Genomic DNA, 13783 nt, shown 5'->3' with positions numbered 1-13783 from the left:
CGGCATGCCGAGCGGGGGACCACCTCTCGCGCGCTTGCTGGCTCCCGGCTCGCGCTCCAGCTTTGGGCCAATACCCCGGGCCAATCGCCAGGCGGGCCCATAGCCAATCGAGAGAGGTTCCAGCCATGAGGATGCGGCAGCTGTGCGGAGTGGGTCTGGGCGTGGCCCTGTGCTGCGGAGCAGCGGTCTGGGCCCAGCAGGACACGGGCGCCCGGCAGGAGCAGCGCGCGGGCGTGCAGCCAGGCGCTGTCGTCCAGGACAAGCTCGACCTCCTGCAGCAGGTGGCCTTCCTGGACCAGACGCACATCGCCCTGGGCAAGCTCGCCCTGGAGCGGTCCACGGACTCCGGCGTGCGTGCCTTCGCGCAGGGGCTCGTGCAAGACCATCAGCAGCACCTGAGCCAGTTGCAGGACTACGCCGACGCCAACGGCCTGGAGCTGGGCCTGCTCAGCGTGGCCGCGGAGGAGCCCCTGGGCGTGGGCGGCTCGGGCCCCGTGGGCTCGGAACAGAGCCAGCCCGCCGTGAGGTACAGCGACCAGTACATCAAACAGGTGAACGCCTTCGCCGTCACCCGCGGCGAGCTGGCGGCGCTGAGTGGCAAGGCCTTCGACCAGGCCTTCCTGCTGCAGGTCAGCGACTTCCAGAAGCAGGGCCAGAAGCTCCTCAACACGGGCATCGGACGGTTCCACGATGATGCCTCGCTGGCCTTGCTCCTCGACCGGCTCGGGCCCCTGCTGCGCGACCACCAGACGCAGGCCGCGTCGCTGGTGAAGCGCCAGGGCGGCTGAGCCCGGGGCTACTTCGCGCCCGTGCCGCCCCGCACCGCCGTCTTGTCGAAGCGGCGGAAGAAGCTGGTGTCATTCCAGTGCGGGCGCTCGGGCGCGTCCGCCACGGTGCGGGCGAGGCCGGCGAGCATCTTCACGAACTTCGCCGCGCCCTCCTTGTTCACCGGCTGCGAGAGGTCATCCGACGGGCCGTGGTAGCGCTCGCGGTACCACTGCTTCTGGAGCTGCTCCTCCTTGGAGCCCGGCTCGAAGCCGAACTTGAAGGCCAGGGCCGGCACGCCCTCGCGGATGAAGGAGTACTGGTCGCTGCGCACGAAGCCCATGCGGTTGGGGTTCGGGTCCGCCTGCACCTTCACCCCGTGCGCCGCCGCCACCTGCTCGAGCGCCGTGCCGAGCGTGGACTCCTCCTGCCCGAGGGCAATCACGTGGGTGAAGGGCGTGAGCGGCAGGAACATGTCCAGGTTGAGGTCCGCCACCAGTGCCTGCGCCGGCACGGTGGGACGGGCCGCGAAGTACTTCGAGCCCAGGAGGCCCTTCTCCTCGCCCGCCACCAGCGCGAAGAGCACCGAGCGCTTCGGCTTCGTCTCCGAGGCCTGGAGCGCCCGCGCCACCTCGAGCACCGCCGCCACGCCCGAGGCGTTGTCCATGGCGCCGTTGTAGATGCCGTCTCCCTTCACCGGCTCGCCCACGCCCACGTGGTCCAGGTGCGCCGAGAGCACCACGTACTCGCCCGCGAGCTTCGGGTCACTCCCCGGCAGCACGCCCACCACGTTGGCCGCCTTCACCGGCGCCGTCTCGAAGGCGACCTCGGCCTTCAGGCGCGCGGGCAGCTCGAACTTCGGCAGGGGCTTGTCCGCGTTCGCCAGTGCCACCAGCGACTCGTAGGTGTGCGGCGAGCCCGCGAACAGCTTCTGCGCCCGCGCCGTGTTGACCATGGCGCTCATCTTCAGCCCCTGGTCATCGTTGAGGGCCGGGTCCGCGAACATCATCGAGGGCATCTTGCTCGCCCCCGCCGTGCGCTCCCAGGGGACCTCCACCAGCTTGGGGTTCTGCACCAGGACGATGCCCACCGCCCCCGCCTTCATCAGCGCCTTCACGCGCTCGCTCGTGGAGCCGTGGTGGGCACGCAGCGCGCCGGAAACCTTCTCCGGGCCACCCTGGAGGACGACGGCCACCTTGCCCTTCAGGTCCACTCCCGCGAGGTCCTCGTGCCCCGCCTCGGGGATGGAGAGGCCGTAGCCCACGAACACCATCGGCGCGTCGACGGTGCCCGTCTCGCCCGTGCGCGAGGAGAGGATGGCGTCCTCGCCCAGGACGAGCGGCGTCTCCTTGCCCCCCTTCACCAGCGCCAGGCGCGAGCGTTCCGTCACCAGCCGGCGCGACACCAGCGCCACCTCCTGGAGATAGCCCTCGCCCGCGCCCGGCTTCACACCCGCTGCGGCGAGCTGCTCGGCGACATAGGCCGCGGCCTTGCGGTAGCCCTCGCTGCCCGTCTCGCGCCCCTGCAACGCATCACTGGCGAGGAACTCCACGTGCTTCCACCAGCGCGCCGCGTCCGAAGCGGGGGCCTCGGCGGCGGGTGCCTCGGCGAAGGCCGCGGGCGAGGAGAGAAGGGCGAGCGCTGCGAGAAGGGAGGCGCGGGAAGAACGAAGCATGAATGAGGGACTCGCTTTCGGCGAAGGACGAAAACAGCGGGCCCCCAACACCCGGCCGCGCGGAACATTTCCTCTTTTTCCGCTGCCCGGGCGGGGAGGCACGCCCGGAAAAAACACCCCGGCGCGGTGACATCCGGAAACGGCCCCGTCCATCCGCTCGTAGCACGCGACGGCCGGAAAGCCCGGGTGGGCCTTCCGGGAGCCGCATCACCCATACGAGGAAGACACCATGAAGAAGACCCAGAGCGCCCGCCTGCAGATGACCGATCTCGAGAAGAGCCACAAGCAGCTCGGCGAGCGGGAGCTCAGCGAAGTTGATCTGAAGAACGTCGCGGGCGGAATGGTGAGCCAGGGCGGCACCTGCACCACCTGTGATGACTGCGACTGCTAATCCCGCGCCCGCGACACTCCGCCCGGTCCGCCAGCAAGCGGACCGGGCGGCCGATGCTCGAGCGGCGTGGAGGTCTCCGCTCGCTCCGGACCCGAGACACGGGCCCGCCGGGCGGAGACCTCCGCCGCCCCCTTTCCCCCCACACACCATGATCCTCATCGTCACCGAGCCCAAGGACCCGCACGCCAACCTCGTCGAGGCCAAACTGCGGCAGCGCGGCGCGAGCATCTGCCGCTTCGACTGGAGCGACTTTCCCCGCACCGCGTCGCTGTCGGTCGAATTCCGCGGGGGCCGCAAGCACGTCTGGTTGAAGCGCGGCGGCGAGCGGATCGACCTGGCCGCGTGCACCGCGGGCTGGCTGCGCCGGCCGGGAAAGCCCCTCTCCTCCGAGCGCATTCCCGATGCCCTCCTCCGGCACTACGCCGAGGAGGAGTGCTTCCACCTCGTCCAGGACACCTGGAACGCGCTGGACCTCCCCTTGCTGCCCGGGCCCATTCCCGCCATCCGGCACGCCGACAACAAGCAGCTCCAGCTCCAACTGGCCACCGCGCTCGGGCTGGAGATTCCGCCCACGCTCATCACCAGTGACCCCGACGAATTCCTCGAGTTCTACCGCCAGCACGAAGGCCAGCTCATCGACAAGTTCCCCAGCACCGTCATGGCCGCCAGCCAGCGCACCGGCGGCTCGCTGATGCGCTTCACCCAGGCCGTCAACACCCGCGACGTGGGCTACGCGCGGCGCCTGCGTCACAGCCCCATGCTGTTCCAGGCCCAGATTCCCAAGCGCTTCGAGCTGCGCATCACCGTCGTGGGCGATCAGGTGCTCGCCGCGGAGATCCATTCCCAGGCCACCCGGCGCACCCAGCTCGACTGGCGCCACTATGACTGGGGGCACACCCCATACCGCGTGCACCGCCTGCCGGATGCCATCCGCCGCGCCTGCCTGGAGCTGGTGTCGCGGCTGGGACTGCGCTTCGGCGCCATCGACATGATCGTCACTCCCGACGACCGCTACGTCTTCCTCGAAATCAATCCCAACGGGCAGTGGCTGTGGATCGAAGACGAGACCGGCCTGCCCATCGCCGAGTCCATCTGCGACACGCTCCTGAATCCCGCCGGCCACTCCCCCACCCCGCTCCCGCACGTCCCCCTGGAGGCCTGTCCATGACCGAGTCCCTGTCCGAAGCCGTTCGCGATGCGCTCGCGGTGCTGACGAAGTGGCGCGAGCAGCGCCTGCCCGCCGAGGAGGCCCAGGAGTCCTTCCAGGCCCTCAAGGCACGCCACCCGGCCCACTGGATGAACATGGTCTGGGAGCAGGAGACCTACGGCGGCACCCTCCACTACGACCTCCTCGTCGCCGGCGAGACGGGCACCTACTCGCTGAGCTACTGCGCCGACGAGGAGACGCCCTGGCCGGCTCGGGGACTCCAGCGCGTCAACGAGTCGCTCGTCCTGCGCGTCAATGACGAGCCGGTGTTCATCACCGAGGTCGTCACCTCGCTGGACCATGCCTGGAGCACCCTGCACGTCGGCCGGCACCTCATCAACATGAGCCTCATCGACCAGGAGATCCGCAACAGCGGCCTGGTGGTGACGGACGAGGAGCTCGCGGGGGCACTGCTCGGCTTCCGGCGCAAGCGCCGGCTCTTCAGCGTGGAGGAGGTCGAGCGCTGGATGGCCGAACATGGCACCACCCAGGTGCAGCTCGAGCAGCACCTGCGCGAGGACGTGGCGCGGCAGAAGCTGCGGCGCCAGGTGGCCGCGGGCCGCGAGGAGGAGTGGTTCCAGCACCACCGCGCCGACTTCGAGCGCGTCCAGGTCGCCCGGCTGCGGGTGTCCCATCAAGACGAAGCCTGGCGGCTGTACGAGCGGCTGAGCGGGAAACCGGAGCAGTTCCTCGAGCAGGCCCAGGTGGACTTCCTGGAGCGGGGCGGCACGGGGGAGCTGTTCGCCACGCTGCGCCGCGGGGAGCTCGAGCCCGAGCAGGCCGGGCGCCTCTTCTCCACGGAGCCGGGGCACCTCGCCGAGCCCGTCCCCAGCGGCCAGGGCTACGAGTTGGTGCGCGTGCTGCGCTTGCTCCCCGCCCGGTTCGACGAGGCCACCCGCGAGCAGGTCCGGGACGTGCTCTTCGAGCAGTGGCTCGCCGAGGGCCGGCGCCGGGCCCGCGTGGAGTGGTTCTGGGGCGCCGCCGAGGCCGCGGAGGTGCCCGCCATCTCCCTCTGACCTGGCAGCCTGGGGAGCAGCTCCCGAAGGTGGGCGGCTTTGTGACGCCGCTCACCCCGGGGTGTAACGTGTGCCACCACGGACGTACGAAGGAGAACTCGTGGCACACCGGGCGGGCTACACCCTCCACCAACAGCTCCATGCGAGTCATCGCTCGCTCCTCTTCCGGGCCACCCGGCAGAGTGACGGATGCCCGGTCATCCTCAAGCTGACCGGGAGTGACTACCTCGACCGGCGCCGCACCCTGGAGCTGCGCCGCGAGTACGCCATCGCCCGCCGCGTCGAGGGCGACGGCATCGTCCGGGTGCTGGGGCTGGAGGAGTTTCCCGACCGGATGGCGCTCGTCCTGGAGGACTTCCAGGGCAGCTCCCTGCGCCACCTGCTGGACGAGCACGGGCCCGTGGCGCTGGCCACGTTCCTCGACTACGCCGTGCGCATCAGCGAGGCGCTCGGGCACCTCCACCACCATGGCGTCATCCACAAGGACATCAAGCCGCACAACATCATCGTCCACCCCGCCAGCGGGGTACTGAAAATCACCGACTTCTCCCTCTCGGTGTGCCTGTCGCTGGAGGCCGTCCCCCCCGAGCTGCCCACGCACCTGTCGGGCACGCTGGCCTACATGGCGCCGGAGCAGACGGGACGCATGAACCGGGGCGTGGACTACCGCGCGGACTTCTACGCCCTGGGCGCCACCTTCTTCGAGCTGCTCACCGGGCGCCGCGTCTTCGTCACCACCGCGCCCCTGGAGTTGCTCCACGCGCACGTCGCCCAGGTGCCGCCCTCGCCCAGGGAGCTCGTCCCCGAGCTGCCCGAGCCCGTCGCGGCCATCGTGCTCAAGCTGCTGGCCAAGGCCCCCGAGGACCGCTACCAGAGCACCTGGGGGCTCATCGCCGACCTCAAGGAGTGCCAGCGCCAGCTGCGCGAGACGGGCGCCATCGCCCCCTTCCCCCTCGGCGCCGGGGACCGGCCCCACCAGTTCCGCCTGCCACAGGGACTGCATGGACGCGACTCGGACGTCGCCCTGCTGACCCGGACGTACGAGCGCGCCGCGGCCGGCAGGGGCCAGCTCCTGCTCATCTCCGGCTCGGCGGGCATCGGCAAGTCCTCGCTCGTCAACGAGCTGTACCGGGTGACGGCCGCCGGCCGGGGGCAGCTCGCCCCGGGCAAGTGCGACCAGCTGCTGCGCAGCGAGCCCTTCGACGCCGTCCACCAGGCGCTGCAGCACCTCGTGCGGCAGACGCTCGGCGAGGGAGAGGCGCAGACGGCCCTCATCCGCCAGCGCCTCCAGGAGGTGCTGGGGACGAACACCGCCGTGCTCGTCGAGGCCGTGCCCGACACCCGCGCGCTGCTGGGTGAGCAGGCTCCGCCCCCGCCCCTTCCCTCCGCCGAGTCCCGCAACCGCCTCACCCTCGTGCTCGCGCGCACGCTCCAGGCCTTCGCCACGCCCGAGCGCCCGCTCGTCGTCTTCCTGGATGACCTGCAGTGGGCCGACAGCGCCACGCTCTCCCTGCTACAGACGCTCGCCCGGGAGGCCTCCACCCGGCACCTGCTGCTCGTCGGCGCCTGGCGCGATACCGAGGTCTCCGCGGCCCACCCGCTCACCCTCGCACTCGACGAGCTGCGCGCCACCGGCACCCCCTGGGAGCAGCTCCACCTGGGGCCGCTCGGGCTGGAGGAGGTCGCCCGCATGGTGCGGGAGATCACCGCCGCGGACACCGGACGCGAGCTGGAGCTCGCCCGCCTCCTCCACTCGCGCACGGGTGGCAATCCCTTCTCCGTGAAGGAGTTCCTCCGCTTCCTCCACGAGCAGGAGCTGCTCCGCTTCGATCCGCGCACCCGCCAGTGGGCGTGGGATCTCGCCCTCATCGAGTCCCGGGAGATCCCCGACGACGTGGCCGACCTGATGGCGGCGGAGATCCGCAAGCTTCCTGCGGAAACCGGAGCCTTGCTCCAGCTCGCGGCGTGCCTGGGCGTGACGTTTGGCTTCCGCGACCTCACGGTGGCGCGGGGCGCCAGGGCCGGGGAGACGGCGCGCGCCCTCTGGCCCGCCCTCGAGCGCGGCTTCGTGCTGCCGCAGGGCAAGGACTACGTGCTGTTGGATCCGCACGGCGGCGCGCTGGAGCCCTCGGACCTGGACGTCCCCTTCCGCTTCCTGCACGACCGGGTCCGCCAGGCGGCCTACTCGCTCATTGCCCAGGACGAGCGCGCCACGCGGCACCTCGAGGTGGGCCTGCGCCTGTACGAGCATGCCCGTGCCACCGGGACGCTCGACGAGCGGGTGTTCTCCATCCTCCCGCACCTGGGCCACGCACCGGAGCGCATCGGCCCGGACGCGCTGCGGCTCGAGCTGGCCGACCTCCACCTGGGCGCGGGGCACCGGGCGAAGAGCTCGGGCGCGTACCGCACCGCCTGTGAGCTCTTCCGCATTGGCGGCCTGCTCATTCCTCCCGCGGAGCGCGCGCGCGCCTTCGCGCTCCAGAAGGAGCTGACGGAGTCCCTCTACCTGGCCGGCGAGCTCGAGGCCGCGGCCTCCGGCTTCTCCGTCCTGCGCGCCCAGGCGCACACCCCCGTCCAGCGGGCCAGTGTCCTCTGCCTTCAGGCCATCCTGAGCACCCTGAGCGACCGGCACGCCGAGGCCGTGGATGTCGGCCTCGCGGGCCTGCGCCTGCTCGGCATCGACATTCCGGCCGCACCCGGCGACGCCACCGTCGCCTCGGAGCTGGGAGCCGTGGCGGCCGCGCTGGAGGGCCGGGACACCGCCGAGCTGCTCGCCCTGCCCCCGATGAGCGAGCCCAACGCGCGGCTCGCCTCCGAGCTGATGGGCGCCATCTCGGCCCCCGCCTACGTCATCTCCGAGAAGGTCTTCGTCCTCCTGTCGCTGCGGCACGTCCGGCTGAGCCTGGAGCACGGCAACAGCCGCTTCTCGCCCTACGCCTACGCCGTCTATGGCCTCGTCCTCTCCGCCTTCCTGGACGATCCCACCGCCGGCCGGCGCTACAGCCTGCTCGCCATCGAGCTGGCCGAACAGCTGCACGACCCCATGCAGTACGCGCGCGCCCTCTACGTCCACGCGGGCTTCATCGACCATTGGACGCAGAGCGCACGCGCCGGCATCTTCCAGCTCGCCGAGGCCTACAGGACGCTGCTGGAGAGCGGGGACTGGCAGCACGCGGGCCACTGCTTCTCCTTCCTCTCGTGGCGGCGGCTCGCCCTGGGAGAGCCGCTCCAGGACATCCTCGCGGAGCTGCGGAAGTTCATCGAGCTGGTCGGTCCCCGGAAGGATCCCGAGAACCTCTACATGCTCGAGGCGTTGCGGCAGACGTTGCTGATGCTGTCCGGCACCATGACCGAGCCCCGGCGCCCCATCCACCTCACGCACCTGCTGTGGCCGGTCTCCAAGGGCCACACGGCGCTGCTGCTGCTCGAGCAGCACTACCTGCTGCGCCAGATAGACCAGGCGATGGAGCTGACGCGGGAGAGCGCCGGGCTGATGCGCGCCCTCCCCGGTGTCTTCCTGCTCACCACGCACGCCTTCTATTACGCCCTGTGCGCGGCCGCGGCGTACCCGGGTGCCAGCGAGGCGCGGCAGCACGAGCTGCTGGAGGTGATGGAGCAGCAGCGGGCGTACCTGGAGAAGTGCGCCGGGCGGGCGCCGGAGAACTTCGCGCCCTACCACCTGCTGGTGCGCGCGGAGCTCGCCCGCGTGAAGGGGCAGCGCGTCGAGGCCCATACCCGGTACGAGGAGGCCATCGCCGCGGCGCGTGCCAGCGGCTTCACCAGCGTGGAGGCCGTCGCCTGTGAACAGGCCAGCCGCTTCCAGTCGGACCTGGGCCGGATCCCCCTGGCCAGCGCCTACCTCATCGAGGCCCTCAACGCCTACGAGCGCTGGGGTGCGGCCGGCAAGGTCCAGCTCCTGGCCACCGAGCAGGCCCACCTGCTGTACGCCTACAGCGGCGCGATCAGGGCGTGGGACCACAAGCTGCAGCGCACCAGCTTCTCGGGGCCCCGGCTCCTGGAAGGCGATTACCCGCAACTGCCGTCCACCACGGACCTGTCCACCAGCAGCGACTCGCTCAGCGAGGCGCTCGACCTGTCCTCGGTGATGAAGGCCTCGCAGGCCATCTCGCGCGAGCTGCACTTCTCCCAGCTGGCCGCCAACCTCATCGACATCCTCATGGAGAGCACCGGCGCCCAGCGCGGCGTGCTGGTGCTGCGGCACGAGGAGGACTTCTTCGTCGAGGCCTCGGGCGAGGTGGGCACCGGCAGCGGACCGCTCGTCCCCATCAAGCCCATGGCCCAGAGCGACGCGCTCTGCCAGAGCATCGCCGGGCTGGTGCTCTACACCGGCAGCCCGCTGCTCATCGACGACGCCCTGGCGCAGGAGCCCTTCCGCGGCGACCCCTACGTCTCCCGCCACAACGTCCGCTCGGTGCTCTGCGCGCCCATCCTCCACCGCAAGCAGCTGCTCGGCCTCTTCTACCTGGAGAACAACCTCATCACCGGCGCCTTCAACTCCAACCGCCTCCGGGTGCTCGGCATGCTCTCGGCCCAGGCCGCCATCTCCCTGGAGAACGCCGGGCTCTACCACCAGCTCGAGGACTCCAACCGCACCCTCGAGCACCGCGTCCAGGAGCGCACCGAGGAGCTGCACCAGAAGAACGCCGAGCTCCAGCGCGCCCTGGAGAGCCTCAAGGCCGTGCAGGCGCAGATCATCACCCAGGAGAAGCTCGCCTCGCTCGGAGCGCTCACCGCCGGCATCGCCCACGAGCTGAAGAATCCCCTCAACTTCGTGAAGAACTTCTCGGAGCTCTCGCTCGAGTTGATGGGCGAGCTGAACGAGACGATGCACCGCTCGCCGCCGCCTGGCCGCGAGGAGCTCGAGGGCCTGCTGGAGGAGCTGAAGATGAATGTCTCGAAGGTGCGCGAGCACGAGCAGCGCGCCAGCGGCATCATCAACGGCATGCTGCGCCACGCGCGCAACAACCGGGGCGAGCCGCAGCCCACGCCCATCAACCCGCTGGTGGAGGAGTCCATCCGGCTCGTCCAACACGCGCTGCGCGCCCGCAGTCCCGCGCGTCCGGTGGACATCGACGTCTCCTTCGACGAGGCCGTGCCCCCACTGCTGCTGGTGCCCGAAGACCTACGCCGCGTCATCCTCAACCTGGTGGACAACGCCTGCTACGCGGCCCAGGAGAAGGCGCGGCGGCTCACCCCGGCGGGCAGCCCACGGTTGAAGGTCTCCACGCACTGGACGGGCAGCGGGGTGGAGATTCGCGTCCGCGACAACGGCCACGGCATTCCCGCGGCGGTGCGCGAGAAGCTCTTCACCCCCTTCTTCACCACCAAGCCCACCGGCGAGGGCACCGGGCTGGGCCTGTCGCTCAGTCACGACATCGTCGTCGGCGCGCTCGGCGGCAAGCTGCAGGTGGAGTCCGAGGAGGGGCAGTACACGGAGTTCACCGTCGTACTGCCCGGACAGCTCGTGCGCCGTCCGCCCGCGGCGGGCTGAGCGCCAGAAGAGACGGGGAGGAGCCGCCCCCACGCGACTCCTCCCCGCCGTGCTTCCCTGCCCCCATCACTGCCCCGTCACTACCCCCGAAGACTTCCCCAAGCCTTCGTCCCGCTCCCCCAACCCCTACCCGCCGCCCCGAAACCACTCGTACAATCCCGGCCCCGCCCGCCCTGCCCCGTCACCTCTACGCGACAGACATAGAGCATCCCGCGTGCCACCCGCGCCCGTGGGGGGAGCGCCTGTGACTTCAAGCGGTTGTCGCGCCACAGTGAGGAGCCTGGGCCTCCAGTCCCGTAAGACTTACGGCGCGGGGGCTACAGCCCGAGCGCGTCCCCCGCCGTGCTGCCCGATGGTCAACACCCCTCGGGACATGAGGGGCGGGGACGCACGTCTCGCTTGTTGAGAGCCCGCTTCCCCTCCACGCAACTGGGAGCTCACCGAATCCCGAAGACCTCCTGGTACCTCGTTCGCATCAGCGGTCGCGCGGCGAGAATCACCCAGATGCCGTACGCCACCATGAACGTCGCCCGCCGCCTCTTGTGGATGTACACGAGCCGCGACGTCTACCGGCTCCTCGTGCTCGAAGGCGGCTTCACACCCGATGAGTACGAGACCTGGCTTGCCCAGACCCTCCTCACCGCGCTCGTCGCGCCCCACCCGGGCCGCTCCCGCGCCTGACATGGACCTCTCCATCCCGTTACGGGGCCTTGAGGGCGTGCTCCATGCCCACCGTGGCGGCGCCCGCCAATGCCAGTCTCCGGCGCCACCGGCGGCGCGGCTCGCGGGGGCCGTCGAAGGCGCGGGCCCTGCGCCGCATTCCCCTGCGAACATCCCTGAACAGGACCCTCAGCGACTCCGCCGAGTGCCTGCCGGGCGTACCTCCGAGCTACAGTGTGCGCGCCGGCGGGTCCACTGCGGCGGGGCCTGCTCACGCTGGGGTGAGGGGGTCAGCGTGAATTCATGGCGCGCGCGCGCTGGTAGGCGGGCCGCGCGGCGAGCCGCTCCTGATAGGCGGCGAGCGGGTCCGGGAGCGCGTGGCCGAGCGCGCCGCGCCACATGCCCAGCGCGGTGCTCACGGCGATGTCGGCGAGGGTGAAGTCGGCGCCAGCGACATGGGGATGGGAGCCGAGCATGCCCACCACATAGTCCAGGGCCTGCTTGACGCGGTCCTCGACCATACGCACCGACCAGTTGCGCTTGTCCGCCTCCGGGGCCGCGAAATGCGCCGCCATCAGCGGGTTGAGGCCCGCCCCGATCGTGGCTTCGCTGAACACGGTCATCTGCAGCACGCGCGCCAGCCGCGGGTCGTCCTGGGCGGGCAGCAGGGACGTGGGGCCGTACCTCTGCGCGACATAGAGCAGCATGGCGACGGATTCATTGATGGCCACACCGCCCTCGTCCTCGAGGAAGGGCACCGTGCCCAGCGGGTTGAGCGCGCGATAGGCCGCGGGGGTCGGGAAGGGAAGGGTCTCGAGTTGATAGGGCAGGCCCATCTCCTCACAAAGCCAGACCACGCGCAGGCCGCGCGCGCCACGCGCGAAGTTGTAGATTCGGATCATCCGCGGAGCATAGACCAGAGGGGGCCTCTCTCGAGGTGTCGCGCGAGGTGGGTGCCGCCTATGGGACGCGTTCCTTGGGGAAGTGGGACGGTAATGTCTTCGGACACCTGTCTTCGGGGCGAGCTGGTCCACGGCTTCTCACGCTGACGGCTCCGCGATGGGAGGTCGCACCGCGGTGAATCAGCGGGCCGTGCGTGCTCCCGGCAACAGGCGGACCAGCAAGGCCGCCAGGGCCGAGGCGGTCGCCAGCAGCGTCACCGCCACCCATCCCCACCGGGCCAGCACGAGGCTGCCACTCGCCGCGCCGAGGGACATGCCGATGAACATGCAGACGAACAGCACCGCGTTGAGCCGGCTGCGCGCGGCGGGCTCGAGGCCAAAGACAATCGTCTGATGCGCCACGAGGGTCATCTGGACGCCCAGGTCGAAGCCGATCGCGCTGGCGGCGAGCAGCCACAGCCGGAAGCCCGGCTCGAGCCACGGCGACACGAGCATCGTGGCGAACGAGACGGCGGTCAGTCCGGTGCCCAGGCGCGTGACCACCGAGGGGCCGAAGCGATCCGCGAGGCGGCCCGCCACCGGCGCCCCCAACGCCCCGGCCGCGCCAGCCAGGCCGAAGGCACCGGCGGCCCCGCTGCCCAGATGAAACGGTGCGCCATGCAGCATCACGGCGAGGGTGGACCAGAACGCGCTGAAGCCGACCGAGAGCAGGCCCTGCGCCAGCGCGGCCCGGCGCAGTGCTCCGTGCTCGCGCCACAGGCTGGCGAGCGAGCCGAGCAGGGCGCCGTACGTGAGCGTGCTGGTCGGGCGGAAGCGGGGCAGGCCACGCCAGGCCACCACGCCAATGAAGGCCACGCTGGCGGCAGCGCTCAGGTACATGGCGCGCCAGCCGAGGTGCTCGGCGACCACCCCGCTGACGACGCGGGACAGGAGGATGCCGAGCAGCAGGCCAGTCATCACGGAGCCGACCACCTTGCCGCGCTGCCCTTCGGGCGCCAGGGCCGCGGCGGCCGGCACGAGGTCCTGCGCCATCGTCGCCGCCAGGCCGACGGCGAAGCTCACCGCCCACAGCAGGCCGATGCCCGGGGCGAGGCCCCCCAACAGCAGCGCCACGCTCAGCCCGGCGGCCTTGAGGAGGATGATGCGGCGCCGATCGAAGCGGTCGCCGAGAGGCGCCAGCAGCAGGATGCCCAGCGCGTATCCCAGCTGGGTGAGCGTGGGGACGAAGCCCACCGCGGTGTCCGAGGCGCCGAGGTTGGCTCCCATCACCCCCAGCATCGGCTGGCTGTAGTAGAGCGACGCCACCGACAGCCCGGCGCTCGCGGCCAGCAGCAGGCGCAGGCCGCCCGACAAAGACTCGCTGCCGCCGAGGCTGGCGGTCGCGGGTTGAGACGGTCTGGCCATGGCGGCGGGGGCCGTCGCGGCCTCGAGGCCATCTTCAGCGGTTTCATGTACGGCACGAATGAAGGACATGAGGTTCTCCCGGGTGCTGCGAGTCACGGCAACTGTGCTCTCGGGGAGTGGCCATCGGTAGTAGCGTGCTTCGCACAACCGCCATACGCTCCGCGTATAATGCCCAGACCTTCCAAGCCGCCTCGGCCGCGCGTTTCCCAGAGGCGGATGGCCCCCCCCGCCGCGCCCGCCACCGCCGACAG

9 protein-coding genes are annotated in these 13783 nt (G+C 70.8%); 6 read left to right on the top strand and 3 right to left on the bottom strand.

Features of this window, described 5'->3' with window-relative positions; all coding sequences use genetic code 11:
• Positions 1-125: 125 nt before the first annotated feature.
• A complete protein-coding gene (locus tag ACJ8AN_RS25445; protein ID WP_407758056.1) occupies positions 126-788 on the top strand; it encodes a DUF4142 domain-containing protein in 663 nt (220 codons plus the stop codon).
• 8 nt (positions 789-796) lie between these two features.
• Here ACJ8AN_RS25445 and ACJ8AN_RS25440 read toward each other — a convergent pair whose 3' ends face one another.
• Positions 797-2440 carry a M28 family metallopeptidase gene (locus ACJ8AN_RS25440; protein WP_407758055.1) on the bottom strand — a complete coding sequence of 548 codons (1644 nt, stop codon included), beginning with the start codon at positions 2438-2440 and terminating at the stop codon, positions 797-799.
• Between the two features lie 229 nt (positions 2441-2669).
• Here ACJ8AN_RS25440 and ACJ8AN_RS25435 point away from each other — a divergent pair, with 229 nt between their 5' ends.
• From ACJ8AN_RS25435 to ACJ8AN_RS25415, 5 genes are all read left to right on the top strand, one after another.
• On the top strand, positions 2670-2831 hold the full coding sequence (locus ACJ8AN_RS25435; RefSeq protein WP_407758054.1) for a hypothetical protein: 162 nt from the start codon (positions 2670-2672) through the stop codon (positions 2829-2831).
• A 148-nt stretch (positions 2832-2979) separates the two neighbouring features.
• Positions 2980-3999, top strand: a complete 1020-nt coding sequence (locus ACJ8AN_RS25430; protein ID WP_407758053.1) for an MvdC/MvdD family ATP grasp protein — start codon at positions 2980-2982, stop codon at positions 3997-3999.
• Complete coding sequence (locus ACJ8AN_RS25425; RefSeq protein WP_407758052.1) at positions 3996-5054, top strand: TIGR04500 family putative peptide maturation system protein; 1059 nt, start codon at positions 3996-3998, stop codon at positions 5052-5054. The genes ACJ8AN_RS25430 and ACJ8AN_RS25425 overlap by 4 nt, the downstream gene beginning before the upstream one ends.
• Before the next feature lie 100 nt (positions 5055-5154).
• Positions 5155-10566: a protein kinase domain-containing protein gene (locus ACJ8AN_RS25420; protein WP_407758051.1), complete on the top strand. Its 5412-nt coding sequence runs from the start codon at positions 5155-5157 to the stop codon at positions 10564-10566.
• Between the two features lie 504 nt (positions 10567-11070).
• On the top strand, positions 11071-11247 hold the full coding sequence (locus ACJ8AN_RS25415) for a hypothetical protein (RefSeq protein WP_407758050.1): 177 nt from the start codon (positions 11071-11073) through the stop codon (positions 11245-11247).
• A 269-nt stretch (positions 11248-11516) separates the two neighbouring features.
• Here ACJ8AN_RS25415 and ACJ8AN_RS25410 read toward each other — a convergent pair whose 3' ends face one another.
• Both ACJ8AN_RS25410 and ACJ8AN_RS25405 read right to left on the bottom strand, forming a co-directional pair.
• Positions 11517-12128, bottom strand: coding sequence for a glutathione S-transferase family protein (locus tag ACJ8AN_RS25410; protein ID WP_407758049.1), 612 nt, complete (start codon positions 12126-12128; stop codon positions 11517-11519).
• Positions 12129-12308: 180 nt separating this feature from the next.
• Positions 12309-13601 (bottom strand): MFS transporter, encoded by a 1293-nt coding sequence (locus ACJ8AN_RS25405; RefSeq protein ID WP_407758048.1) that lies wholly within the window; start codon positions 13599-13601, stop codon positions 12309-12311.
• Positions 13602-13783: the final 182 nt, after the last annotated feature.

Origin of the sequence: Archangium sp. (assembly GCF_045802675.1) — a bacterium.
Classification (GTDB): domain Bacteria; phylum Myxococcota; class Myxococcia; order Myxococcales; family Myxococcaceae; genus Archangium.
Note: the sequence above shows the minus strand (reverse complement) of the source record. Positions and strands in the feature narration are given on the sequence as shown.

Coding starts and splice junctions, on each gene's coding strand:
- ACJ8AN_RS25415 (WP_407758050.1), top strand. CDS start 11,071: ATGCCGTACGCCACCATGAACGTCGCCCGCCGCCTCTTGTGGATGTAC.
- ACJ8AN_RS25410 (WP_407758049.1), bottom strand. CDS start 12,128: ATGATCCGAATCTACAACTTCGCGCGTGGCGCGCGCGGCCTGCGCGTG.
- ACJ8AN_RS25435 (WP_407758054.1), top strand. CDS start 2,670: ATGAAGAAGACCCAGAGCGCCCGCCTGCAGATGACCGATCTCGAGAAG.
- ACJ8AN_RS25405 (WP_407758048.1), bottom strand. CDS start 13,601: ATGTCCTTCATTCGTGCCGTACATGAAACCGCTGAAGATGGCCTCGAG.
- ACJ8AN_RS25430 (WP_407758053.1), top strand. CDS start 2,980: ATGATCCTCATCGTCACCGAGCCCAAGGACCCGCACGCCAACCTCGTC.
- ACJ8AN_RS25425 (WP_407758052.1), top strand. CDS start 3,996: ATGACCGAGTCCCTGTCCGAAGCCGTTCGCGATGCGCTCGCGGTGCTG.
- ACJ8AN_RS25445 (WP_407758056.1), top strand. CDS start 126: ATGAGGATGCGGCAGCTGTGCGGAGTGGGTCTGGGCGTGGCCCTGTGC.
- ACJ8AN_RS25440 (WP_407758055.1), bottom strand. CDS start 2,440: ATGCTTCGTTCTTCCCGCGCCTCCCTTCTCGCAGCGCTCGCCCTTCTC.